This is a genomic window from Psychrobacter coccoides (assembly GCF_017498085.1).
Taxonomy (GTDB): domain Bacteria; phylum Pseudomonadota; class Gammaproteobacteria; order Pseudomonadales; family Moraxellaceae; genus Psychrobacter; species Psychrobacter coccoides.
On the sequence record NZ_JAGBKM010000004.1, the window covers coordinates 97,591 to 123,735 of the forward strand.

The following is a 26,145-nucleotide window of genomic DNA, read 5'->3' on the forward strand; positions in this document are numbered from 1 at the left end:
ATAAGCTTTTAAAAGCGTACATCGGCCATTAGTCTATGTGCGCTTTTTTTCATTTAGCTCATCTATTAGTTGAACTGCTCTCACGTCTAAATCAGAGGTAATAGACCATATTAAAACCACATCTGTCGGTTTTTAAGTAACGACACTAACAGCTAACAAACAATTTCTAACATTGAGCAGCCGTCATTTTGGTTATTATATCGTCAGATGCTTAGCGCATCGTCAAAAACAACGACATGATCATTTTTATCCTTTTGGAGACTGCTATGAATACTTTAACCAAATTGGCAACTGCATTACCCGCCCTTGCCCTGCTTAGTGCCTGTGCTACCACAGCGCCTATTGCCCCAACCACCCCTACTGAAACTATGCCAGATTCAGCGTATGATCGCATGGCACCAGCGCCTTATACCTGTACTGATGACAGTCAAATCTTGGCAAAGCAGTCTATCAATAAACAACAAGCCACAATCACTGCCACTGTGCCTCAGCTAGGTTGGGATCAGCAAAACGTCATCTTAAATGGCGGCGTAGAAGGCGATACTGCCAGCTATGTCAATGACTCTAATCCAGATATTATCTACGCTTGGCACATGAAAGAAGACCAAGGTATCTTGGCTATGAAGTGGGCTAATGGTAAAGAGTATCAAGTCAACTGTCAGATAGGCAGATAGTCGATCTATTACTAAGATGTATAACATTAAGATAAACAGTCATTGGTTATGGCTGTTTTTTTGTCTGTCTTATAAGACTAGAGAAGCCATGAAAAAGCTGTCAAAATAGCGTTTATCTTATATAACGCACGATTTATGATCGATAGCAAAAAGGATGTGTCAATGAGCAATCGCTTGATAAGAATGATAATAATAACGACAGCAAGCATGTGGGCGTTAACAGGCTGCGCTGAAGATCCTAAGCCGGCTACAGAGACAGCCGTTGCAGAGTCGGCATCACAGCCGTCAGCGACGATTAAAACCATTGATTGGTCTGTCATTAAGAGCGATGAACCTGCTGCTAATCTTGCTAACTACGACTATCCATTTGCGATAGACAGTCAAAATGTACAAGATTATGCAGAGTACTTCAAAGTAGATGATGCAACTGCTCAACACAATCTAACGGTCAGCATGGCTAGCAACGAAGCCCTGTCAAAAGTGCTCGATCAGGTCAGTGACAGCTATACCTCGCATGAGCTGACTGACGGCGAAGATATGACCCTTGTCATTCATACTACGTCTGACGTCGCTGCCAGCAGCTATGACTATGTGTTGGCTGATGACTTTGCTAAAGGGTTGGTGCTGCCGATTGTGATTCAGCCGGAGGGGGTGAAAGGTGAGGTTGAAAAAGACGACGAGTTGTAGGAGCTTAAATGTAGGGTGCGCCTCGCGCACCTATTAAAAATGAAAAATAAGCAGGAAGTAAAATGTCCAAATATATTCGCTCTTACACACAAGGCGCTTTTTATTTCTTTACATTGGTATCATATAATCGAAGAAAAATACTATACGAAGTTGACTTTCTCAAAGCATTTAAAAGTAGTATAAGACAAATCCAACATCAATATCCTTTCGAGATTATTGCGTGGGTACAATTACCTGACCATTTGCATTGTATCTGGAAAATGCCTGAAAATGATGCTGATTACAGTATGCGTTGGTCACAGATAAAACGCTTAACCACCCAAGCCTGTCCACAATACCAGTTATCAATAGATGAGTTAAGCCATTCAAAGGTCAAAAGATATGAGAAAGGCATCTGGCAACGCCGGTTTTTTGAGCATCAAATAAGGGATGAAGCAGACTTTGTTAAGCATATGGATTATCTACATTACAACCCTGTTAAGCATGGCTTGGTTGAAAAGGTTGTAGATTGGCCATATTCGAGCTTTCATCGCTGCGTGAGACAGGGTTTTTATTCGGAAGATTGGGGTGGTAGTTCTATGGATTTCTCAAAGCATTTTTCGGATAAATTGGAGTAGCTTGTTCTTTATAGAATTAAAGAATGGTAGGGTGCGCCCCGCGCACCAACGCATTTACACAAAATAATGATTAAAAACACCTATCTATAAAAAACTTTGAACATCAAACTATTTAATAAATAACGCTTTTAATTCAAAATACATTTCTTAAGGGTGCGCTGGGCGCACCCTACTCGGCTTTCCATATACACTGGGGTGCGTCATTTTAAATAAAATTGAGGGCTGCTAGGTGCGACAAAGAAGTCTTAGCTAGTTATATATATTCATAATATATTGAAAAAATGAGACTCTCTTCCTAGAGTATGCCCCTAATACTTTTGAAACCTGTCATAGCACAAGCAGAATACATGTTCATGTATTGGCTTGTTCCTGGATGAATTACGGTAAATTGCTCGGTATGATAATCACCAGAATCAATAACGTCTCCGTTTGTACCATAGTATATATGGGACATTGCTTTTCCAGTTTCATTTCTACAGTCAAAAGCGAATTTGAAACTAGTAGAACTAACAACCATATTGTCAAATCTTAAATTTGTTTTCTCTATGCCTCGCATTTTCACAAAAACAGTCACTATTTGAGCATTTCGATCAACTATTCTTAAGGTATTAACATTCATATAATGATCAATACCATCTTTAGTCGTATCTATATAAAACCAATTATTGGCATTGGCTGAAAAAGTTATTAAACAAATTAATGAACCCTCAACTAATCTTTTCATCCTATATCCTTAAAGATTTATTTAAATATAGTAGGGTGCGCACCGACACATGAATATGAAGTAATAGACTAAAACACTTATTCGTGAAAATTACTCCAAGTCGAATTATTTACAAAATAATATTTATAAATTCAAAATACGTTCCTTAATGTTGCACTGGGCGCACCCTACCGCTTAAACTTAATCCTCTTCCAACATCGCTACAAACTCCTGTTCACTGACCACTTTTACTCCTAATTTCTCCGCTTTGGTCAGCTTTGAGCCCGCTTTGTCTCCTGCTAGCAGGGCGCTGGTTTTAGCAGAAACGCTACCTGTGACCTTTGCTCCCAGCGCTTGTAGTTTAGCTTTGGCCTCATCTCGTGGCATACTGTCGAGCGCACCGGTGATGACCCACGTTTGCCCATCAAGCGGCTGATCAGCAGATAGGGTTTGCTCGACTTTATCCCAATGCACACCTGCCTCTATTAGAGCCCTGATGACCTCGATATTGTGCGGTGCTCGAAAAAACTCATAGATCAGCTCAGCGGTGATGGCGCCCACGTCCGGCGTTTGTAAGAGCTTATCGATATCCGCTGCCATCAGGCTATCGAGGTCACCAAACTGCTGTGCCAAATTCTGCGCTGTAGTCTCACCAACGCCACGAATACCCAGCGCATAAATAAAACGGGCTAAAGTGGTCTGCTTACTGTCTTCAATCGCATTGATGATATTATTGACGGATTTTTCGCCCAGCTTTTCATAGGTGATAAGATCGTCTTGGTGTTTATGCAATTGATAGATATCAGCGACAGTTCTGATGAGTCCGTGCTCAAAGAAACTGATGAGCCAACGCTCGCCTAAGCCATCGATATCCATCGCTCGGCGTGAGACAAAATGAATGAGCGCCTCTTGCTGCTGCGCGGGACAAATAAGACCGCCGCTGCAGCGTGCAAGCGCCTCCCCTTCAGGCAGTACCACAGGCGAGTCGCATACTGGACAAGCGGCTGGTAACTCAACGGGCTGAGCGTCATCTGGGCGCTGATCATGCCAGACACGAGTGACTTTGGGGATGACGTCGCCTGCCCGATGCACACTGACCATATCCCCTGCCCTGACGTCCAAACGCTGAATTTCGCCAAAGTTATGCAAAGTGACATTACTAACGGTGACGCCGCCGACTTTGACCGGCTCAAGCTTGCCGACTGGTGTGATTTGCCCGGTGCGCCCAACCTGCCATTCGATATCATTAAGACGGGTCATGACGGTTTCGGCCGGAAACTTATAAGCCGTCGCCCAGCGTGGCTCACGGGATAAGTAGCCAAGCTGCTGCTGCAAGGCTAAGTTATTGACCTTAAGAACCATACCATCAATCTCAAACGGTAACTCGTCACGGGTTTCTATGACGGATTCATAATAAGCCTGTGCTTCACGTGGGTTGTTGACGACCTTGACTGCGCTGACTGTAAAGCCCATATCCTGCAGCCAAGCTAATGCCGCTGATTGTGTCTTGATAGCTTCAGGTAAGCCTTGGTTGACTGAATAAGCATAAAAAGCCAACGGACGACTGGCGGCCACGCTTGGATCTAGCTGGCGTAAACTGCCCGCAGCGGCATTGCGAGGATTGGCGAAGGTCTTGTCGTCACTCTCCTGTGCTAGGCGGTTTAGGCGCTCAAAACCTGCTTTTGGCATCAGCACCTCCCCACGTACTTCTAATTGCTCAATGTCAGCAGCGTCCGTCAGCCATAACGGCAGATTGCGAATGGTTTTGACATTTTGAGTGATGTCCTCACCTATCTGCCCATCGCCACGTGTGACCGCCTGTACAAACTGCCCTCGCTGGTATTTAAGCGAGACCGCCAAACCATCTAGTTTGAGCTCCATCTCATACTCAGTATTCCGCTGTGCTTCGCTTAGGCGCTCGTTCACTCGGCGCATAAAGCTGCGCATACCGTCGTAATCAAACACATTTCCTAATGACAACATAGGTACATCATGAGTGACTTGAGTAAAGGCGGATAGCGGCACATCGCCGACTTGGTTGATAGGGCTGTCTGGCTGAACAAGTTCAGGATACTGCTCTTCTAGCTCAAGCAAGGAGCGACGCAGTTGATCGTACTCACTGTCTTCTAGGATTGGATTATCGAGCACGTAGTAGGCATAGTTGTGTTTTTTTATGGCATCGATGAGGGTGCGCATTTGTGTCGTTATGGTGTCATCGATCAAGCTAGGCTTTGAATCAGGCTGTGCAACAGAGTTTAAAGAGTCAGTCATAGTCGGTATCTAGGCTATTTAAAGATATCGATATGATAGCAAGTTTATGCCTTCAGTTGGATAGCGAGGACGGCTTAGAAACAAAAATAGCGTCAAAGATTGACGCTATTTATAGAAAAATACCTATCGATTTTTTGCTGACTTACAGATCATAATCACGTACTTGATTGCGCAGCTGCTGCTTATATTCAGGTGTGATCGGCTCGTTGTTTTCGTCAAGTATCATCGCATTCAAGTCATCAGCCATCATATAGGCGATGCTCATCATGCTATCAAAGCTGCGCAGCGCTTGCGGATGCGGCAGCGACAAAAACACCACGATGCCATCATAAGTGTTGGTAGCCACGCTATGTGGGTCAAACGGTGCGATACCACTATCAGTAATGCCCATCATGCTAAACCAAAGCATGCCTGTCCCATCTTTTTGCTCATAGCGATGGAACATGTTCATCGCCCCAAAACGCAGACCGTACTTATCAATGAGCGTCAACAAATCACGACCTCGAATCACCATTGGTGGGCGGTCACGATACTGGTGTGGCAAAATGGTAATATTGATGTTGTCTTTAGCGTTGATCAGTGGGCCATTTTGCGCCTCGTCTACTGGCTCAAGTAAATGCTGATCCAAGATGGGGCTGTTGTCATCGAAGCTTGGCTCGTCTGCTGTATCGATGACAGGCATCAAGCTGTCAGTAGCAGACATCAAGCTAGAAAACGCATCTGGCTCCTGCTCGTTATTGCTGTGCATTTGATTGGCCATTTCTGCAAACTCTAGATCGTCTTCACGTTGTTGCTCAGCCTGCCAGCGCATATAGTCTTTATCGTCGGCATGGTCATTGGCTTTATTTGCTTCACCACGGCCTTGGGTCAATTGCGCATCGACCTGAGTGTGTGTCTCAGTCAAGGCCTCTTCTTCGATGACTGCATTTAGATACTCACGGTCAGGAGCGATGGTCGTCTCACCAGCGACCGTGTCATCAAAATCTGGCTCATCAACGATATTACGCTCATGACGCGGGATAATAGGAATACCGTTTTTATCATAATTGACGGCTGTCATCTCTGCGCTATTGCGACGCTGAAAGCTGCGCATGACCATAAACAGGCCGGCAAGCACAATAAATGCAGCAATGGCAATTAATACAAACTGAATAGCGGTCATGAGAAATACATCCTAATAACTATGATAAAGAGGGATAAAAAAGGCACAATAACTGGCAATAGTCTAGCATGGCTGACTATTATCGTCATCATATAGTCGCCGTTTATACTGTGCCATTTATTATGGCAGTTATTACAACAAATGCTGTTATATCAACGTTAACACTCGTTTTTGTTAGGCCGTTTGTCGACTAAGCAGATTCTAGTCCTCGATATAGTGGGCAGCTTCAGCAAGTGAGACGCTCACCAAGGTGGAAATACCAGCGCTTGGCATGGTGATACCTTTGAGCTCATCAGCAATCTGCATGGAAAGCTTATTATGACTGATAAAAATAAACTGCAAGTCATCTGCCAGCTCGCCAATTAAGCCGGTAAAGCGGCCGACATTGGCATCATCAAGTGGTGCGTCGACTTCATCAAGCACACAAAATGGCGCTGGATGCTGCTTAAATATCGCAAAAATCAAACTTAATGCGGTGAGCGTCTTCTCCCCACCAGATAATACCGCAAGGCGGCTATTGCGCTTGCCTTTTGGCTGCGCCATTAAGCTTAGCCCTGCTCGCCAGTGTTCTGATCTTGGGGTATCTGCAGGCATATCCTCTACATTTAATGTCAAGCTGGCTTGCCCGCCACCGAAGACTTTGGCAAACAAGTGAGCCAGTTCATGATTGACCGCCTCCAATGTCTGCATAAATAGCGTCTTGGTGGTTTCATCAATTGAGGCAATCGCTGCCGTCAACGTCTGCATACTGGCGGCAATATCTGTCGTCTGCTGTGCCAGCGGCTCTAAGCGCTCGTTAATCTCATTGAGCTCAGTTACAGCCGCCAAGTTGACTGCACCGATCTTACTGATTTGCTGCTCAAGCTTGGTCTGGGTACTGGTAAGCTCAGTGATTTTATCAGGGCGTACACGGCGATCATGAGCGATAAAATCCGCCAAGAGATTGGCGACGCTTAACACCTGCTGCTGAGACTCCTGATCGGCCTTATGTTTTTTACTGACCTTATAATAGGCATCGAGGCTTTCTTGTGCATATGCACTGGCATCATCTAAGCGAGCGGTACTGAGTGCCAGCTCGGTGGCATGATGGGCAAGCTGACTTTGCTGAGTCTGCAGCGCGTGTTGTAGCGAGTCCAGCGCTGCTTGCTGCTGAGTATAGTCTTGTTTGAGCGCTGTCAGCGTCTTATTGCGCTCTATCAGTAGTGCTTGCTGCTCATCACGTGCAGCCTGTGCTTGCTGCAATGCTTCTATAAGTGCTGGCAGCTTGTCTTGCTGCTGTTTGTGCTGCGTTTTTAGATTTTTCTCGTTTTGTCGTGACTGGTCACATTGCTCACGTAATTGTTTCAGACGACTCACGCTATGCTCTAAACGCATCTCGCTCTGTTGTATATTTAGCTGTAATGCTTGCCAAGCGTCATCATCTGCTTGACGAGTACGAGCAAGCTCACGACGTTGGACTTGTAACTGCTGAATCGTCATACGAGCATCAGCAAGTTGTGGCGTTAGCGCTGCTATTTTGTCTTGGACCTCTTGCTGTTCTTGGTCGAGGGTCTGCTGTTCTGTCTCAAGCTCTTGTCGCTCTTGCTCAAGCGCTGCTTTATCTGATATTAAGCGCTGGCTGTCTGCTTGCAAACGCTCTGCTATGCTGCGCTGGGTCGTCAGCTGTTGCTGGTATTGATACTGGTCACGAGTCAGCTGCTCAGCCTGTGCACGCATCTCTTGTATATTGATCATGAGTGCATCATGGTCACGCTGATGTTTGGTCATGACTTGTTGCTGATCTTGGATGTCATCTTCAAGCGTATCGAGCAGATCTTCTAACGCTTGCAAGCGACTGCGCTGTTGTAGCCGCTGCGTCAAAAATTGACTGTTGCCATTATCTTGATCATTTTTCCCACTCGTAAACTTGCTAAGATTGATCGTGCCTTGACGACTGAGCAGCCAACCATCAGTCGTTAGTAAAACAGCTGAAGAAGGCAAAGATGTTAAGGCTTTGGCAAGTACCTCAATGGTCTGCTGCTGAGTTGTTCCTGGCGCTGTTATATATAAATAGCAGTGTTGCCAGAGCATTAAGCGTGGCGCAGCAATCAGCTGAGATAACGGCACCACTTTGCCAGTCAAAGTATCTGGCAATGCGCTAACGAGTGAACTTGTATCTACATCGTCTTGCTTAGCAGACAGCCACAAGCTATGGCCAGCTTCTATTGATGATGCTTCCTCTTTATTACTACGCTCATTTTGCGCAGTCTGATAAGTCAACAAAGCTGTTAAGTCAGGCTCAAGTGCCTGCCATAAGCCAGTTGCTTCTTGAGCGTCGCCGTTCATTTTTTTATGACTTGATTGGCTAGAAGCCAGTACATGACTATCCAGCCATAACGCCAATACGCTATCGAGTAGCGCTGCGTGCTGTTGCCCCTCTGGGCTTAACTCAATTTGTGCTCGTAAGGTTGTGATCGCCAAGTCTTTATAGTCGCTGGCTGTCTCGCTCCCCAGCTCATTTTTGATATCGACATTTGTATTAATAAGCGGTTGCGATTTTGGGGGTGGCTTAGGATGTAGTATCTGATGCAGAGTCTCGTACTCTCCTGCCAATATCGCATGCTGTTTTTCGTCCTCACGCAGTTGTCGCTGCTGTTGGTGCAAGCTTTGCTCTAACTTATGTGCTTGTGGCTGCCAATCAGACAGCTGCTCATTGATATGCTCTTGCTGACGCTGAGTTTGCTGTAGCTGCTGGTTTATCTCAGCAATTTTCGATTCTAAAGTCTGCTGCAAAGTAGTTACTTCGATATGCTGCTGCCCATTGGCGCTATCGAGATGACCAGATAGTGACTGTTGCAGCTGCTGCCATAAGTGCTGCCAGTTTTTTTGACGATGCTGCCATTTCTGATGGCTTTGCTGATGGCGTTTTTGGGCTTGGTTGTTGAGCGCTTGCTGCTGCTCAAGCGCACGATGGTTGTCTTGTAGCCGTGACAGCTGATTTTGTGCCTCATGATAGGCATGCTGTAATGGTTGCTCGTCATGCTTATGGCTATCACGTTTATGGCTCAGGTCTTTAAGCTGGGGTCGCAACGCCTCCAGTGCGTGTTGCTGCTCCGTTTGCTCCGCAGTTAAGTGCTCAATCTCATCGCTGGCTTGCTGACGCTGCTGCGCTATGCTGGTCAACTGCTGCTCGACTACTTTGAGCTGTGCCTTGGCATCATTGAGCTCATGCTCGGCTTGTTGTAGTGCAAGCTGCTGCTGATAATGCCTGCTTTGGGCATCGTCTTTTAGCCACTGCTCTTGATTGATAGCATCCGCCAACTTATCTTGTTTGGCTTTTAGTGCTTCATAACTGGTTTGTAAACCGGCGACCTCATGAGCGCTATGCTCATGGGCGGTTTTTTGCTGCTGCTGATTGTGTTTGGCTTCATAGAGCTGCTGAATGGCAAGCTGCTGTCTAATATCAGCCAGCTCTACTGTCAGCGCCTCGAACCTCTCAGCGCTTTTGGCTTGCTTAGACAAGCGCTTTTGTTGGCTTACCAGCTCGCTTTGCATGTCGTGCAGACGTGCCAGGTTTTCTTGGGTCTTCTCTAGTTTGTTTTGGGTCTCTACTCGCCTTGCCTGATAGCGTGAGACACCTGCCGCCTCTTCGATAAACTCACGTAACTGCATCGGACTTGAATCGACAATACGCCCAATCATGCCCTGCTCAATCACCGCATAGCTGCGTACGCCAAGCCCAGTACCAAGAAACACATCCACGACATCACGGCGCCGTGCCCGTGTGCCATTGATAAAGTAATCCGAGCGTCCCTCCTTATTGACTTGACGGCGCACCGATAACTCTTGATACAGGTTGAGCTCATGACGGATGCCGGTCTGCTCATCTTGGGTGTGTTCAAAAGTCAACTCGACACTGGCGACACTCTTGGCAGGTTTATCCTGCGTACCAGCAAATATGACATCACTCATCGCCCCGCCACGCAGCTGCTTGGCAGAGGTTTCACCCAACACCCAGCGTATGGCATCGATGACATTGGATTTGCCGCAGCCGTTTGGCCCGACGATAGCGGTGATGCCATGGCGGAAGGTAAAAGTCGTCGGATTGGCAAAGGATTTAAAGCCTGCCAGCTTGAGAGATTTTAGACGCATGAAGGATCAATGAGATTAACAAAAACAGGCGGGTATTCTACCTGAAATCGGGCAATGTTTTTAGGCTTTGTGCGAGATGCTATACTAGGGCGTGTCCTCATTTTAAAAATGGCGATAAAAATGAGATAAATCGCCGTCAAACAAGGAAAATAGCGCAGATAATATCGAGATATTAGTCAGCTATTTGACACCGTTTGGCCATTTTTAGCCCATTTAGATGGCTATCGATTGAATTGAGAATATGCCCTAGAGCTTAGTATATAAATGACTGGTCTGCATACTCAAGACCAAAGGAGTTAAAATGACTGAAGATAATTTTGATAAATACGACCCACAAGACATGCAACAAAAGTACGAGAAATGGTGCCAGTTGTACCGTGAGCAAGTGCAGGCACAAGCTCAGTTTGCACAAGCTGAAGCCTTGCTACAAGAGCTAAAGAACTATTACTTTAGCCCGCAATGGATGGCAGACCGCGAAGCAGATCTACCGATTGAGCACTCAGGCGAGACCTACTCTATCTTTAGCGAAGATGGACTATGGAACTCGCTTAGCGATCATAGTGAGCTGGCATGCAAATGGATACGTTTGGGGCTAGATGCGATTGATGAGGAGTAAATCACAATCCCCAATCTCGCTTAATGGCAGCTGACCACCTGCTAAACCAGCAAAAGCACTGCCAGCACAAACCAAATCATAGGACCACCTTTTATTATGGTTATTTTTATATAATAATAGCCAACATATTTGCATCATTAAAGTACAGCGCTTTTGTTGATGCAACCTAAAACCGTGCCAGGTAATTTGACTCGCACTACTCATTTATATTCATCGACCATTACTATGCCATCACCTGCTCACTTATCTGTTCATTTATCTGAACTTAGCCACCGTCACGTCAAGCGCAGTGTTTCTACCAACAGCGAGCTAATCGCTGACGTAGAGAAGGGTGCGCTAAATGCCGCGCAGATGCATCTATTGACCGCCGAGACCCAAAGCGCAGGACGTGGCCAACGGGGACGCTCGTGGCAGTCGCCATGCGGCAATGTCTATCTGTCGTTATACCATCCTGTGCATATGCCCATTAGTGGCTTATTGTCGTTAATCATCGGGGTTGAGCTGGCAAAAATGCCAGTTATTGAAACGCTTAATCAACAGCTTCAGGCGCAGCATTTGACACCTATCGGGGTAAAATGGGCCAACGATTTGGGCTTTTATCAGTTTTTACCGACAGCAGATAACACCGTAGCAGACACGTCAGTGACGCCATTTAGCAAGCTGGCTGGCATTTTGATTGAGCCTGTCATACAAGCCGGCAAGTTAGTTGGTGTCGTTATGGGTGTGGGGCTTAACGTCCAAACAGCGCCAAAACTCACGGCGCAGACTTGTGAAGGCATGAGCTATCAAGCGCTTAGCTTACAAGACATTTATCAATCCTTAAAACCCAATAGCTCGAGCACGCCTCTACCAAGCCTGCAAACCTTGTATCAACAAATGAGTGCGTCCTTAATTGCGGCTATAACACGCTTTGAGCATCTGCATATCGAAAAACCCACTGGCCACACTTACTATCTCCAACATTTTTTGCAGCAGTTTGCAGCGCTAGATGCGTTATCAGGGTTGCGACTGCGTATCACCCAAGAGCATCATGGCGATGCCAACACCATTACTGGCGCTGCCTGCGGTATTGATGAGCATGGGTGTTTGCAATTACGCCAAGATAACGGTAAGCTTTCTACGCTTTTTACCGGTCGCATTGATGTGATTGGTAAAGCTTAGACCTCATACTTAACGAGCACCATATAAAGGGATTTTTATGCTCTGGTTAGATCTTGGCAACACCCGTCTCAAATACTGGCTTACCGATGATATCGGTCAAATCGTAGCCCACGAGGCCAAACAGCACCTGCAAGCCCCTGCCGAACTGCTCATGGGCCTAACGGATCGCTTTGAGCGTTATGCGCCTGACTTCATCGGTATCTCGTCTGTACTCGGTGATGAGCTGAATGTAAAGGTATCAGAGACCTTAAGCCGACTCGATATCCCTTTTGAGTTTGTCCATGTCGATGCCGCGCATCCACTGATGACCAGCTCCTATGATGCCAATCAGCTCGGCTGTGACCGCTGGTTACAGATGCTAGGCGCCGTCGACAAACAAAAGCGCCAGTGTGTTATCGGCTGTGGTACTGCTGTGACGATCGACTTGATTGATCACGCTGAGCATTTGGGCGGTTATATTTTCCCCAGTATTTATCTGCAACGTGACTCGCTGTTTTCGGGTACCAAGCAAATCACCATTTCGAACGGTAGCTTTGATAGTGTCGGCCAAGGCGTAACAACCCAAGATGCCGTTCATCGCGGGATATTATTGTCTATCGTCGGTGCAGTGAATGAAATCAGCAGCCGTCATCCAAATTTTGAGCTGATTATGACGGGTGGCGATGCTCATATTATCGCTCAACACGTCAATCGTTCTGTCCGTATTCGTGATGATCTATTGTTAAATGGTCTGTCACGCTATTTTGATCATAGTAAATAGTCATAATAAAATAGCTTCGTAGGCTGGGTTAAAAACCCAGCCTACGCCAATAAGATAAAATAATTGAGAATCAATTATTTCACTTGTAGATTATTACTATTTGGTCTCGTTAAACAATTCACGACCCACCAACATCCGGCGTATTTCACTGGTACCTGCGCCAATCTCATACAACTTGGCATCACGCCATAAGCGGCCGAGTGGATACTCATTGGTATAGCCATTACCGCCAAAGATCTGAATACCCTCACCTGCCATCCATGTGGCTTTTTCGGCACACCACAGGATCACACTGGCACAGTCTTTACGCACTTCTCGGCTATGACCTGCACCACGCTGATCGAGCATATCGAGGTTTTTGCCGACCGTGTATAAAAAGCTACGTCCCGCTTGCAAGATAGTGTACATATCAGCCACTTTACCTTGAATGAGCTGAAACTCACCAATTGACTGACCAAACTGTTTACGATCATGGATATAAGGCACGACGTTATCCATCACCGCCTGCATGATGCCGATAGGGCCTGCAGCGAGTACCGCACGCTCATAGTCGAGACCACTCATCAGCACTTTGACACCATTGCCGACGCCACCTAAGACGTTTTCGCTTGGGACTTTGACATTGTTAAAGGTCATCTCACCCGTATGGCTACCACGCATGCCAAGCTTGTCAAGCTTTTGCGCCGTACCAAAGCCTTCCATGCCTTTTTCTACTAAAAAGGCAGTCATGCCTTTGGCGCCTAGCTCTGGATTGGTCTTGGCATACACCACCATCACATCGGCATCTGGACCATTGGTGATCCACATTTTGCTGCCGTTTAGCACATAGTGACCATCTTTTTCTTCAGCTTTTAGTTTCATACTGACCACGTCTGAGCCAGCGCCGGTTTCACTCATCGCTAAAGCCCCGATGAACTCACCGCTGATCAGCTTAGGTAAGTATTTTTGTTTTTGTTCCTCATTGCCATTGCGTTTGATTTGGTTAATACACAGGTTTGAGTGCGCACCATAGCTCAGCGCCACAGAGGCAGAAGCACGGCTGATCTCTTCCATTGCCACCATATGCGCCACGTAGCCCATATCCGAGCCACCATATTCTTCGGGTACAGTAATGCCATGCAAACCCAAGTCGCCCATTTTTTGCCACAAGTCCATAGGAAACTCATCGCTGCTGTCGATTTCGCTTGCTCGTGGGGCGATTTCTTTTGCAGCAAACTGCTGTACCACGTCACGCAGGGCATCGATATCTTCGCCAAGCTGAAAATTCAATCCGGGTAAACTCATAACCATTCCTTGTATTTTGATGTTTAGTTTCTTACTAGGGCATGTCCTCAATTCAATCGAAGGATACCTAAATGGGCTAAAAATGGCTAAATCTTGCCAAACATCGTTAAATAGCTAGGTAATATCCCGATATTATCTGCGCTATTTTCCTTGTTTGACGGCAATTTATCTCATTTTTATCGCCATTTTTAAAATGAGGACACGCCCTAGAGCTGTGTCAATTTAAAAAGAGAGGATAGGGCTGGGGCAAATTTTTTGAAGCCTCTGGAGTGACGAAGTCGCACAGCAAGCGAAGAAAATTGGTACCAGCCATAAATCCATCTATCTATCTATCTATCTATCTATCTATCTATTCATTTAGCTTAAGACTAATTGTATTTTTGATGCCATAGTTAATTCAATTTAAAAGTGCTACAAGACAACCGAGTGTAGATGTATGTTGAATACTTCAAGCGAGGCTAACGCTGTAACACTTTTATAGTGAATTGACATTATCGGTCAAGACTGACGTTTATTGATAATGGCACGTGCCACGCTTGAGCCATTACGGCGACCCAAAAACTCACTGATACGCTCACCTGCCACGACCAACTTATCCAAATCAATACCCGTACTGATGCCCATGCCGTGCAGCATATAGACCACATCTTCAGTGGCGACATTGCCCGTTGCGCCTTTGGCATACGGACAGCCACCAAGCCCTGCCACTGAGGTATCAAACTCGCTGACCCCCATCTGCAGTGCCGCCAAAGTATTACTAACGGCTTGACCATAAGTATCATGGAAATGCCCTGAGAGCATAGTGATATCGGCATACTCGAGCGCGGAGTGTAGGGCTCGCTGCACTTTTAGCGGTGTGCCGACGCCGATAGTATCAGCGATACCAATCTGCTCAGCGCCAATCTCAACCAAACGCTTGGTGACATAAGCCACTTGACTAGGATCGATCTCGCCCTCATAAGGACAGCCAACCGTACAAGAGATGACGCCACGCACCTTAATGCCTTGTGCTTTTGCAGCAGCAGCAACAGGAGCAAAGCGCTCAATACTCTCATCGATACTGCAATTGATGTTTTTTTGACTAAAGGTCTCACTGGCTGAACCAAAAATGACCACTTCGTCAGGGCGGTGCTCGATGGCGTTGTCAAACCCGCGCATATTGGGCACCAGTACTGAATAGACAATATCATCACGCCTCGTCTCTGCCAGCGCCGTCATCAGCTCACTGTTATCGCCCATTTGTGGTACCCACTTGGGCGAAACAAAACTGGTCGCTTCCAGTTTTTTTACCCCTGCAGCGATCAAATCACTGATAAGCGTCTGCTTCACTGCCGTTGGCACTGTCATGGCTTCGTTTTGCAGTCCGTCCCGAGGGCTGACATCGACGATGCGCACATGATCTGGATACGAGTGATTCATATTTGTCGTCCTTTTTATTGACCATCTTCAGTGTCGATACGCAGTAGCTCATCGCCATCAGCGACCAAGTCACCTGCACCAAATAATAGCTCTGCTACCGTACCATCGGTCGGGGCTGTAATGGTGTGCTCAATCTTCATCGCCTCGATCACCGCCAATGGCTCGCCCTTTTTCACACTATCACCAACAGCGACCTTAAAGGCCACGACTTGACCTGGCATAGGTGATTTTAAGCTACCAGCAGCAGCACTGTCTTCGCCCACATGCGCCATGATATCAATGAGCGTAATCTCGTCACGACCTTGATCAGTAAACACATGCACAGTCTCATTGTGTACCCAGCTCTGAGCGCTGATACGAGCGTCATCAAGCCATAAGGTATGATTGTGAGCATCTTGACTGGTGTAGCTGACTTGCCCTTCATAAACTATTTCTGTCTGAGCGGCGACATTGACATTGCCATCATCTTGAGTACTAGCGATCTCTTTTTCGATGACCAGCGCAAAGCTGCTGAGAGTCTCGTTCCCGTTTTTGCTGTCGACACCATTTGCATTATGCCAATGACTGATGCGGGCGCTGTAAGTTTGCTCATCATAAATCAAGCTAAACGATCTGCTATAGTCGCTATAAGCACGGAAGCCAGTAGATTGACTAAAGGGATCTATACCTGCTTGTGCTGTGTCTTCACTCGCCAGCTGCTGCACGATCGCCGTGACCGTAAGCGTCGATAAATCTAGTGGGTGCTGATCAAACAGCTCGTCCGCTTCACGTTCAATCAGTGCCGTATCCAAGTTGGCTTGACTGAAGGACTCCGTATTTAAAATATAACGTAAAAATGCCACATTGGTAGGTAACCCAACGATACGTGTCTGTCCCAAGGCTCGATCCAGCTTAGCCAACGCCTGCTCTCGAGTCGGCGCATGCACGATCAGCTTGGCAATCATAGAGTCATAAAAGGGACTAATCACATCACCCTCGCGAACCCCATCATCAATACGTACCTCATCAACGACAAAGGTGCTATGCGCAGGCTTTTGGTAAGCAAAAAGTGTACCCGTCGCTGGTAAAAAATCATTATCAGGGTTTTCAGCACAAATACGTGCTTCGATGGCGTGACCGCTTATGGTCAGCTCATTTTGCTGTTTGGGTAAAGCCTGACCTGCCGCCACCTTGAGCTGCCATTCAACCAAATCAACGCCAGTAATGGCTTCACTAACAGGGTGCTCAACTTGCAAACGGGTATTCATCTCCATGAAATAAAAGCTCATCTCGCCTGCACGCTGCTCAACGATGAACTCAACTGTCCCTGCGCCAACATAGCTGACTGCACGAGCAGCATCGATTGCAGCGTCTCCCATTGCTTTGCGCATGGCCTCATCGACACCAGGCGCTGGTGCTTCTTCTAGCACTTTTTGATGACGGCGCTGTACTGAGCAATCACGCTCAAACAGATGCACATAGTTGCCATGACTGTCACCGAAAACCTGAATTTCGATGTGGCGTGGCTTGAGGGCATACTTTTCGATCAGTACTTGGTCATTGCCAAAGCTGGTAATGGCTTCACGGCGACATGAGTCTAGCAATCCAATAAAGTCGCTACTCTGCTCTACGATACGCATGCCTTTACCACCGCCACCTGCACTGGCTTTAATCAGGACTGGATAGCCAATAGCGTCTGCTTGCTGCTGCAAAAACTCGGCATCTTGATTATCGCCATGATAGCCTGGTATCAAGGGTACACCAGCGGCTTCCATCAAACGCTTGGACTCCGACTTACCACCCATTGCTCGAATCGCATCCGCAGAAGGACCGATAAACACCAGTCCTGCATCTTGACAGGCTTGAGCAAACTCCGCATTTTCACTTAAAAAACCATAACCCGGATGGATTGCTTGTGCACCGACATCGAGTGCGATGTTAATGATAGCATCGCCTTTAAGATAGCTGTCTTTGGGGGCCGAGCCGCCCAAATAAACGGCTTCATCACAGACAGCGACATGCTTGGCCATACGATCAGCATCAGAGTAAACAGCGACGGTACTTACGCCCATACGCTTGGCAGTAGCGGCAACTCGGCAAGCAATTTCACCACGGTTGGCGATTAAAATTTTAGAAAACATAACTATCCCTGTGTCTCATCGTTATTATTTATCATCTTGTGTTTTATCTGTTGTTAACCAGTCAGGTTTGCGCTTTTGTAAGAACGCTTGTACGCCCTCACGACCTTGCTCTGATGAGCGGATATCAGCGATACCTTTGACCGTATCGGCGATCAATTCGTCGGTAATCGTTGCGCCAGCAACATCATGTAATAGCTGCTTGCAGGTTTTGACTGCATGAGGACTGTTTTTGACTACTTTTTCGCAAAATGCAGCAACCCTTTCATTGAGAGACTCTTCACTAACACGCTCGTGAATAAAGCCCAGCTGACGTGCTTTTTTGGCATCAAACACTTCCGCGCTTAAAAAGTAGCGATGCGACGCTCTAGCCCCTAATGCTCTTACGACATAGGGGCTAATGGTGGCAGGCGCTAAGCCCAGACGTACTTCGCTTAAGCAAAAATTGGCAATCTTTACAGCGATGGCCACATCACAAACAGCCACCAACCCCATGCCACCTGCGTAGACATCGCCTTGAATGGCAGCGACCGTTGGCTTAGGGCACTCATAAATGGTCTTGAGCATTTGTGCTAATTTATCGGCGTCAGCCAAGTTCTCTTCATAGTTATAATCAGCCATAGCACGCATCCAGTTTAGATCCGCACCAGCACAGAACGCTTTGCCCGCCGCTGCTAGCACAATGACTCGCACATTATCGTCATTGCCAAGTGTGGTAAAAACCTCGGTTAACTCGGCAATCATCTCGTCATTAAAGGCATTGCGTATCTCAGGACGGTTTAGCGTCACTGTCGCTACGTGCTGCTCGGTGGCGACCAATAGACTTTTATAATTATTCATATCTCATTATCTCAATGTTTTATATGCCACTCACAACCACTATTATTTATAGGCGTAGACTGTGGCTTTAGCTTCCATAAACTGTCTGATTTCAGATTCCACTGAAAAGCTGAATGTAACAAGCTACATTCTAAAGACCCCATAAGTGGTCTCTTCAATCGGTGCGTTATAGGCAGCGCTCAGCCCTAATGCCAATACCTTGCGTGTATCGGCAGGATCGATGACGCCATCATCCCAAAGACGGGCGGTGGCATAATAAGGATGGCCTTGCTCTTCATACATATCGAGAATTGGTGCTTTAAATGCCGCTTCGTCCTCCGCACTCCACTCCTCGCCTTTGCGCTCAAAGTTATCACGCTTCACTGTTGCCAAGACCGAAGCCGCTTGCTCACCGCCCATTACTGAAATACGCGCATTGGGCCACATCCATAAGAAGCGTGGACTGTAGGCTCGGCCACACATGCCATAGTTACCGGCACCAAATGAGCCACCGACGATAACGGTGAATTTTGGTACTTTAGCATTGGCAACCGCCATCACCATCTTAGCCCCATGACGGGCGATGCCTTCGTTTTCGTACTTGCGCCCCACCATAAAGCCGGTAATGTTTTGCAAAAATACCAGTGGGATTTTGCGCTTGCAGCACAGCTCAATGAAGTGCGTGCCTTTTTGTGCCGACTCACTAAACAAGATGCCGTTATTGGCGATGATGCCGACTGGCATGCCTTCGATATGGGCAAAGCCACAGACTAATGTGGTGCCAAAGCGTGCTTTGAATTCATCAAAAGCACTGTCATCGACGATACGAGCGATGATCTCTTTAATGTCAAAGGGTTTACGCTTGTCGGTCGGAATGATGCCGTATAATTCTTTAGCATCATAGCGTGGTGGACGTGGGGTAATCTGGTTAGGGATCTGTTTGTCAGGGCGGTTGAGGTGGCTAACGATGTTACGAGCAATCGATAGCGCATGAGTATCGCTCTGCGCCAAATGATCGACGACCCCTGATAGGCGAGTATGCACATCGCCGCCACCCAAGTCCTCAGCACTAACCTCTTCGCCAGTCGCCGCTTTGACAAGTGGTGGGCCGCCCAAAAAGATAGTACCCTGCTCTTTGACAATGATAGACTCATCACTCATTGCCGGTACATAAGCACCACCAGCAGTACAGCTGCCCATAACCACAGCGATCTGAGGAATACCTGCCGCACTCATATTGGCTTGATTAAAGAAGATACGGCCAAAGTGCTCTTTGTCTGGAAACACGTCGTCTTGGTTGGGCAGGTTTGCACCGCCTGAGTCCACCAGATACACACAAGGCAAGTTATTTTCTTGTGCAATCTCTTGCGCCCGTAGATGCTTTTTGACTGTCATGGGGTAGTAAGTACCACCTTTTACTGTGGCATCATTACAGACAATCATACACTCAGTCCCGTTGATGCGACCGATGCCAGCGATAACACCTGCGGCGGGAATGTCTTCGCCATACATATCGTGCGCTGCCATCGGAGCCACTTCTAAAAACGGCGTGCCCACATCAAGCAGACGCTCAACACGCTCACGAGGGAGCAGCTTGCCACGTGCTAGATGCTTGGCTCGTGCTCGCTCTGAGCCACCTTGCACGACTTTATGCAGGTGCGCATATAGATCATCAACGACGGCTTGCATTGCGGCACTGTTTTGCTGAAACTCGCTGGCGTTTGGACTCAATTTACTGGTTATGATAGCGCTCATGATATCCCTTTTTTTTATACATAAATGCGAGTAACTTTGTTATGCCAATAGTACTGAAGGCTGATCGTTTTAAGCGTTACTCTTGTGATTAATCTTAGATGCTTTGGTTATGATATAAACTTACTCTAAGCCCAACTCTTCAATCATCATTTCGGTAATTTTATACTTTTGAATTTTACCGGTGACGGTCATTGGATATTCTTCGACAAAACGGTAATACTGTGGCACTTTGTAGTGAGCAATATGATCACGGCAGAACTGCTTCACCTCATCTTCAGTCAGTGTCTCATCTTGTTTGGTGATGATCCAAGCCGCTAAGACTTCGCCATACTTTTTATCAGGAACTCCGACAACTTGTACGTCTCGAATCTTAGGATGACGATACAGATAGTTTTCGATCTCTACTGGATAGATATTCTCTCCACCTCGAATCACCATATCTTTACTACGGCCCACCACTTTGACATAACCGTCTTCGTCCATGGTGGCCAAATCGCCAGTATGCATCCAATTATCTTGGATAGCCTCTCGGGTTTTAAAGCGGCTGCCCCAGTAGCCTTTCATCACTGAGTAGCCACGAGTCAGGAGCTCACCTGTCTCACCAATCGGAACGATCTCGCCTGTTTCAGTATCGACAATCTTAACCTCAAGGGCCGGCTGTACCAAACCCACAGTAGAAACTTGCTTTTCAAGCGGGGTATGTTTGTTGGTTTGACAGGAGACAGGACTGGTCTCGGTCATACCATAAGCGATCGTCACCTCGCTCATATGCATCTCATCAATGACTCGGCGCATGACCTCAATCGGACAGCTTGAGCCTGCCATGATACCCGTGCGCAGCGTCGATAAATCATATTGCGCAAAATCTGGATGATCCAGCATGGCGATAAACATCGTGGGTACACCATGCAATGCGGTGCACTTCTCTTCTTGGACTGCTTTTAGGACACTTAAAGGCTCAAAACCATCATTAGGATAAACAATACAGCCGCCATGGGTAAGAATGGCCAGATTGCCGAGCACCATACCAAAGCAGTGATATAACGGTACAGGGATACACAAGACATCTTCTTCTGTCAGGTTCATCGCCTCACCGATAAAGTAGCCATTATTGAGGATATTACGGTGGGTTAACGTGGCGCCTTTTGGTGTGCCTGTCGTCCCACTGGTAAACTGCACGTTAATGGGATCTGTGTTCTTAAGTGTCGCTTGCCGCTCTGCGACACGTGGGTCATTGGCGTCGCCTTCTGCCATCCAATCGGAGAACTTTTGCATATAGCTGAATTCTTCATCGTTGTTTGGCTCATCAATCCAAATGATACGCTCAATCGTAGGTATCTCGACCAAATCTAGCTGGGTATAGTCTTTATGATAAATTTCAGGGCACAGCTCACGAATCAAGCTGGCATAATCACTACTTTTAAAGTGACGCATCAGTACCAGCGCCGAGCAGCCTAGTTTGTTTAAGGCATACTGCAGCTCAAAGGTACGATAGGCCGGATTTATGTTGACAAGGATAACGCCTATCTTTGCCGTCGCCAGCTGCATTAATAGCCACTCGCTATTGTTATGTGACCAGATACCGATACGATCGCCAACCTCAAGCCCCATCTCAATGATGGCACTGGCCAGTTTATTGACTTGCTGCTGTAGCTCACGATAAGTCCAGCGGATGTTTTGATGGCGAGAAACCAAAGCTTCACGCTCTGGGTATTTAGAAACAATAGCATCGAAAAAATCGCCGATGGTCGCTTCAATCAGCGGCACATCAGGACCTTTATCATAGCTTTGAGTGAGTGGCGCATTGGCAGATTTTGCGCCCATATTGATGGTTGGTACTTTATCTAAGATATCATTGTAAATGATATCGTAATCCATATCTTGAGTCATAACGAGTCCTTTCGCTTTTTACCTTTTACGAACTATAGGCTTTTGTTCTTCCTTAAATATAAGCCACTATACCGCCAAAAATGAAACCCTGTCAATAACGATGATACAACATGTATCATTTAAGACAAATCTCTGCAAAGACACTGCTTAACTTGACATCACTTTAAAAGACCAGCATAGCAAGAAAAACCAGTGTCCGTACTACATCTTGTAGCTGCAGCACCTTTGCCCTTAACCGTACGTTTCAGGCATAGTATAATAACAAACAATAATACAGAGTGGCTTAAATCCATAAAACCACTCTATACCATAATAGTATTTGGCCAGCTTTACCAGTATTTTGCTTATTGGTATGTTATAGACGTACTTGCCACTTTTTTATATGTTTTTATGCGGTTACTGGTGCTTTGATAGTCACTGTTGCACTGACCTCACCAGTTTCATTGAGTAAGTCCATGACAAGCTCATTATCACTTTCAGTCTTCACTTGCCAATCGCCCTTAGCTTGTGGCACACCAGTAATCATGACCGAAATGGCTTTGTTTTTTAGGCGAATCATCGGTGACTTATGCTCATAGCCATCATGCTCATGACCTAAGATATCGTCGGCAATGGTCGCCGCTTGGGCGCGCAGCGGTGCCACATAACGACAGGCCACGCCATTGATAGACATGCAGTCACCGATGGCATAAATGTTGGAGGCGTTGGTACGCAGCGTTTGGCTATCAACGACGATACCAGTGCGACGATTAAACTCTACCCCAGCAGCGGTAGGCAATTTATCATCGACGACCAAACCTGTACTGGCAATCACATGATCGACGACTAGCGTTTTAGGAGACTCTTGTGTTTCACCTTCTACGGCAAGTGTCTCATAACTGACCTGTAACTTACGCTCATTGCTGTTATTATCATTGATGCGAGTCACGCTTGAGACTTGGCTGCTCCCCAAGAAGTTAATCCCTTGTGACTTGATCGCTTGCGCAATACGAGCGGTTGCTTTTGGCGGGAGCATTTGTGAGAGGGGCGCCTCGTTGAGATCCAAAAGTGTCACCTCATGTCCAGCCTTTAGTAGATCCTCTGCAATCTCTGTCCCAACCATACCAGCACCGATAATCGCAACATGCTGGCTGCCTGTTGCCAACTGCTCTTGTAGTTGTCCAAAGCGCTCAATATGATTGACGTGCCAGACCAAGTCTTCTGGTAAGCTTGACGGAAAGATAGGATGTGCACCCATCGCCAGTACTAACTTATCGTAGCTGATCGTCGCATAGTTGGTATAGACAGGGTCTGAGCGTAGACCTGAGACGAGGTGACATTGTTGACTGACAGCATCGATATCACTCACTTGGGTATGAGCGAGTAACTTAACATTGGCTGCCTCTGCCGCCTCGGCACCAGTTGCTCGTACGAGATCGGCAGCGCTTTTGTTTTGGCTGATTGCCATGGTCAACATAGGCTTATGATAACGATCACCGCTGTCCGTGGTGACTAGGGTAATGGGGATGTCTTTATCCTTTGCTCGAATGGCATCGATGACATGCCAGCCTGCTAACCCTGCGCCGATGACGACAACGCCCGCTTGTGATGATAGGTTTTCTGTACTCATATTGGCTCCGATATAGTTTATAACCGTTATAGATTTTCTTAATTATCAGCATTTTTGCCCTATTGTATCAGTAAACAGCCATACACTCATATAGACAGTCATAGCCACATCAGTATTTATGCTATAAGTCTACTACTACAAAAAAGCGCCTAATCATAGGCGCTAAATATCATTGTAAAGCGAGACATGGGCTCAATGATTTAAAATCTTTGATAAAAATGCTTGTGCCCGCTCGCTTTTTGCCGCCTCAAAAAACTCATTTTTACTACAGTTTTCTACGATATAGCCCTCGTCCATAAAAATAATACGATTGGCAACTTGTCTGGCAAAACCCATCTCATGGGTCACACACATCATAGTCATACCATCACGGGTCAGCTCGACCATCACATCGAGCACTTCTTGAATCATCTCAGGGTCAAGCGCTGAGGTTGGCTCATCAAACAGCATGGCTACTGGATCCATCGCTAACGCTCGTGCAATCGCCACTCGCTGCTGCTGCCCTCCAGAGAGCTCGGCGGGGTACTTTGGTGCCTGAGCACTAAGCCCAACACGATCCAGATAGGCCATACCTTTTTTCTTAGCCTCACTCTCACTTCGTCCTAAGACTTTGATTTGTGCGACCGTCAAATTGTCAATAATGGTCAGATGCGGAAACAATTCAAAGTGCTGAAATACCATCCCTACACTACTGCGTAGTTTTGGCAGATTGGTCTTTGGTGCACCGACGGAGATTCCATTGACTATGATTTCACCTTGCTGAAAAGGCTCTAAGCCATTGACCGTCTTAATCAGTGTCGACTTGCCGCTGCCTGAAGGACCACAAACCACGACCACATCGCCCTTGTGAACATGAGCGGTACAGTCAGTGAGCACTTGAAAGTCGCCATACCATTTACTGACATCCGTCATTTTTATTACGATCTCGTCGCTGGCATGGCCGTTATCTGTGACCAAGCCACCAAAGCTATTTATATATGTATCAGCATTACTCATCACTGGCTCCTAGCCATATTGCTTTATTATTGGTTATAAAAACGCCAATCAAGTCGTCTTAAAAGCGCAAACGTTTTTGTACCTGTTGTACACCGATAGAGGCGGTGACACTGATGATAAAATATACTGCACCTGCACCTAAGATATAGGGCGTTAGCAACCCCATTAGCTCGCCACGCACATAGGCGGCGCGAAAAAAGTCGGTCAAACCGATAGCAAATACCAAGGTCGTGTCTTGAAACAAAATAATACATTGCTGCAAAATCAGCGGCAGCATCTTGCGAAAGGCTTGGGGCAATACAACCAAGCGCATGGTCTGCCCATACGTCATCCCCAAGGCTTTGGCAGCATTGACCTGTCCGCTACCAATAGACTGAATACCAGCACGTACTACTTCTGAGAAGTAAGCGGCCTCAAACATCATGAAGGCAACCACGCAGGAGGCAAAAGCGGCATCCAACTGCAGGTACTTCCCTGCGATCCAAAAGTAGATCATAGGGACCGCAAAATAAAACCACAGCAATACCAGTAGCAGCGGCACAGAGCGAAAATAATTGACGTATAACTTAGCAGGCACTTCAAGTGCTTTGATACCTGATAAACGCATTAACGCCAATACCGTACCCAAACTGATACCACCCAGTATCGCCAAAAACAACACCTTGAGCGTGGTCATCATGCCACCCATCAAACCAGGATAGGCGGTCGCAAGCTCTGTCATCATATTCATTTCTGACTCCCTGCGATAAGCCCTGGCACCCGCAACTTACGCTCAATCAAGCCCATAATGGCAATCAAGGACAGATTAAACACCAAATAAATTACCGTGGCATAGGTATATATTTCTAGGTTGTTTTGGGTGTATTCACTGATGGTTTTGGTCTGGCTAATCAGCTCCATGACCCCGACCAGTGAGGCCACTGAGGCGTTTTTAAAGCAGTTGGTCAGCTCTGAGCTAAGCGGCGGCAGTATGATACGAAAGGCTTGTGGTAAGAGCACTTCTTTATAGGCTTGCGGGATGCTAAAACCCAGTGCATAAGCGGCATTGACTTGGCCCTGTGGTAGTGATTCGATGCCTGTACGTACCTGCTCGACGATGCGAGCAGCGGTAAACAACCCAAGACCGATACTCGCTGAAAGCATGGCAGAGGTGTTTGGAGACAAGTCTTTATACCACCATTCTTGCAAAGCAGGTGTCAGCCAGCCAGGGGCCACATAAAACCAAAAGAACAGTTGTACAAGCAGGGGAATATTACGAAAAAAAGTCACATAAGCGGTGCCAATACTACGGGCAGTCTTACTGGGCAAGGTACGCATGATACCTAAGATGGTGCCGACGACCATGGCGATGGCCCAAGCAATACTACCAATCAGTAGCAACCAGCCCAGACCCGTTATCATCCAATGGAGGTACAGCTCACTACCTACGCCAGTTTGCTCAAACAGCACACCCCAGTTCCAGCTGTAGTTCATT

At 46.8% G+C, this 26,145-nt stretch carries 20 protein-coding genes; 6 read left to right on the forward strand and 14 right to left on the reverse strand.

Annotated elements, in window-relative coordinates; all coding sequences use genetic code 11:
* Nucleotides 1-266: 266 nt before the first annotated feature.
* From J3492_RS03760 to J3492_RS03770, 3 genes are all read left to right on the forward strand, one after another.
* Nucleotides 267-674, forward strand: a complete 408-nt coding sequence (locus tag J3492_RS03760; RefSeq protein ID WP_207990036.1) for a hypothetical protein — start codon at nucleotides 267-269, stop codon at nucleotides 672-674.
* A gap of 162 nt (nucleotides 675-836) precedes the next feature.
* Nucleotides 837-1,361 (forward strand): hypothetical protein, encoded by a 525-nt coding sequence (locus J3492_RS03765; RefSeq protein WP_207990038.1) that lies wholly within the window; start codon nucleotides 837-839, stop codon nucleotides 1,359-1,361.
* Nucleotides 1,362-1,423: 62 nt separating this feature from the next.
* Nucleotides 1,424-1,978 carry an REP-associated tyrosine transposase gene (locus J3492_RS03770; protein WP_207990040.1) on the forward strand — a complete coding sequence of 185 codons (555 nt, stop codon included), beginning with the start codon at nucleotides 1,424-1,426 and terminating at the stop codon, nucleotides 1,976-1,978.
* 295 nt (nucleotides 1,979-2,273) lie between these two features.
* On the opposite strand, the gene J3492_RS03775 is transcribed toward J3492_RS03770, so the two are convergent.
* From J3492_RS03775 to J3492_RS03790, 4 genes are all read right to left on the reverse strand, one after another.
* The gene (locus tag J3492_RS03775) at nucleotides 2,274-2,702 is read right to left on the reverse strand and encodes a surface-adhesin E family protein (protein ID WP_207990042.1); all 429 of its coding nucleotides are present in this window, start codon (nucleotides 2,700-2,702) and stop codon (nucleotides 2,274-2,276) included.
* A gap of 180 nt (nucleotides 2,703-2,882) precedes the next feature.
* Nucleotides 2,883-4,877, reverse strand: a complete 1,995-nt coding sequence (gene ligA / locus J3492_RS03780) for an NAD-dependent DNA ligase LigA (protein ID WP_243453089.1) — start codon at nucleotides 4,875-4,877, stop codon at nucleotides 2,883-2,885.
* 217 nt (nucleotides 4,878-5,094) lie between these two features.
* Nucleotides 5,095-6,114 (reverse strand): cell division protein ZipA, encoded by a 1,020-nt coding sequence (locus J3492_RS03785; protein WP_207990046.1) that lies wholly within the window; start codon nucleotides 6,112-6,114, stop codon nucleotides 5,095-5,097.
* A gap of 201 nt (nucleotides 6,115-6,315) precedes the next feature.
* Complete coding sequence (locus J3492_RS03790) at nucleotides 6,316-10,245, reverse strand: AAA family ATPase (RefSeq protein ID WP_207990048.1); 3,930 nt, start codon at nucleotides 10,243-10,245, stop codon at nucleotides 6,316-6,318.
* Nucleotides 10,246-10,546: 301 nt separating this feature from the next.
* On the opposite strand from J3492_RS03790, the gene J3492_RS03795 reads away from it, so the two are divergent.
* The 3 genes from J3492_RS03795 to J3492_RS03805 all read left to right on the forward strand — a co-directional run bounded on the left by J3492_RS03795 (nucleotide 10,547) and on the right by J3492_RS03805 (nucleotide 12,782).
* Nucleotides 10,547-10,861, forward strand: coding sequence for a DUF4298 domain-containing protein (locus J3492_RS03795; RefSeq protein ID WP_207990050.1), 315 nt, complete (start codon nucleotides 10,547-10,549; stop codon nucleotides 10,859-10,861).
* A 159-nt stretch (nucleotides 10,862-11,020) separates the two neighbouring features.
* Entirely contained in the window at nucleotides 11,021-12,022 is a 1,002-nt protein-coding gene (locus tag J3492_RS03800) for a biotin--[acetyl-CoA-carboxylase] ligase (protein ID WP_243453083.1), read from the forward strand.
* 37 nt (nucleotides 12,023-12,059) lie between these two features.
* Nucleotides 12,060-12,782 carry a pantothenate kinase gene (locus J3492_RS03805; RefSeq protein ID WP_207990053.1) on the forward strand — a complete coding sequence of 241 codons (723 nt, stop codon included), beginning with the start codon at nucleotides 12,060-12,062 and terminating at the stop codon, nucleotides 12,780-12,782.
* A gap of 96 nt (nucleotides 12,783-12,878) precedes the next feature.
* On the opposite strand, the gene J3492_RS03810 is transcribed toward J3492_RS03805, so the two are convergent.
* The 10 genes from J3492_RS03810 to J3492_RS03855 form a co-directional block, all read right to left on the reverse strand.
* Nucleotides 12,879-14,066: an isovaleryl-CoA dehydrogenase gene (locus J3492_RS03810; RefSeq protein ID WP_207990055.1), complete on the reverse strand. Its 1,188-nt coding sequence runs from the start codon at nucleotides 14,064-14,066 to the stop codon at nucleotides 12,879-12,881.
* Nucleotides 14,067-14,564: 498 nt separating this feature from the next.
* Nucleotides 14,565-15,485, reverse strand: a complete 921-nt coding sequence (locus tag J3492_RS03815) for a hydroxymethylglutaryl-CoA lyase (protein ID WP_207990057.1) — start codon at nucleotides 15,483-15,485, stop codon at nucleotides 14,565-14,567.
* 14 nt (nucleotides 15,486-15,499) lie between these two features.
* Nucleotides 15,500-17,605 carry an acetyl/propionyl/methylcrotonyl-CoA carboxylase subunit alpha gene (locus tag J3492_RS03820; RefSeq protein ID WP_207990059.1) on the reverse strand — a complete coding sequence of 702 codons (2,106 nt, stop codon included), beginning with the start codon at nucleotides 17,603-17,605 and terminating at the stop codon, nucleotides 15,500-15,502.
* 24 nt (nucleotides 17,606-17,629) lie between these two features.
* Nucleotides 17,630-18,442, reverse strand: coding sequence for an enoyl-CoA hydratase/isomerase family protein (locus J3492_RS03825; RefSeq protein WP_207990061.1), 813 nt, complete (start codon nucleotides 18,440-18,442; stop codon nucleotides 17,630-17,632).
* Between the two features lie 123 nt (nucleotides 18,443-18,565).
* Nucleotides 18,566-20,176 carry a carboxyl transferase domain-containing protein gene (locus J3492_RS03830; protein WP_207990063.1) on the reverse strand — a complete coding sequence of 537 codons (1,611 nt, stop codon included), beginning with the start codon at nucleotides 20,174-20,176 and terminating at the stop codon, nucleotides 18,566-18,568.
* Nucleotides 20,177-20,296: 120 nt separating this feature from the next.
* Nucleotides 20,297-22,054 carry an AMP-binding protein gene (locus tag J3492_RS03835; protein WP_424108380.1) on the reverse strand — a complete coding sequence of 586 codons (1,758 nt, stop codon included), beginning with the start codon at nucleotides 22,052-22,054 and terminating at the stop codon, nucleotides 20,297-20,299.
* Between the two features lie 400 nt (nucleotides 22,055-22,454).
* A complete protein-coding gene (locus J3492_RS03840; protein ID WP_207990067.1) occupies nucleotides 22,455-23,675 on the reverse strand; it encodes an FAD-dependent oxidoreductase in 1,221 nt (406 codons plus the stop codon).
* 192 nt (nucleotides 23,676-23,867) lie between these two features.
* Nucleotides 23,868-24,587 carry an amino acid ABC transporter ATP-binding protein gene (locus J3492_RS03845; RefSeq protein WP_243453090.1) on the reverse strand — a complete coding sequence of 240 codons (720 nt, stop codon included), beginning with the start codon at nucleotides 24,585-24,587 and terminating at the stop codon, nucleotides 23,868-23,870.
* Nucleotides 24,588-24,729: 142 nt separating this feature from the next.
* Nucleotides 24,730-25,401 carry an ABC transporter permease subunit gene (locus J3492_RS03850; protein ID WP_207990071.1) on the reverse strand — a complete coding sequence of 224 codons (672 nt, stop codon included), beginning with the start codon at nucleotides 25,399-25,401 and terminating at the stop codon, nucleotides 24,730-24,732.
* Nucleotides 25,398-26,144, reverse strand: a complete 747-nt coding sequence (locus J3492_RS03855; RefSeq protein WP_207990073.1) for an amino acid ABC transporter permease — start codon at nucleotides 26,142-26,144, stop codon at nucleotides 25,398-25,400. Before J3492_RS03855 ends, J3492_RS03850 begins: the two co-directional genes overlap by 4 nt.
* Nucleotide 26,145 lies beyond the last annotated feature (1 nt).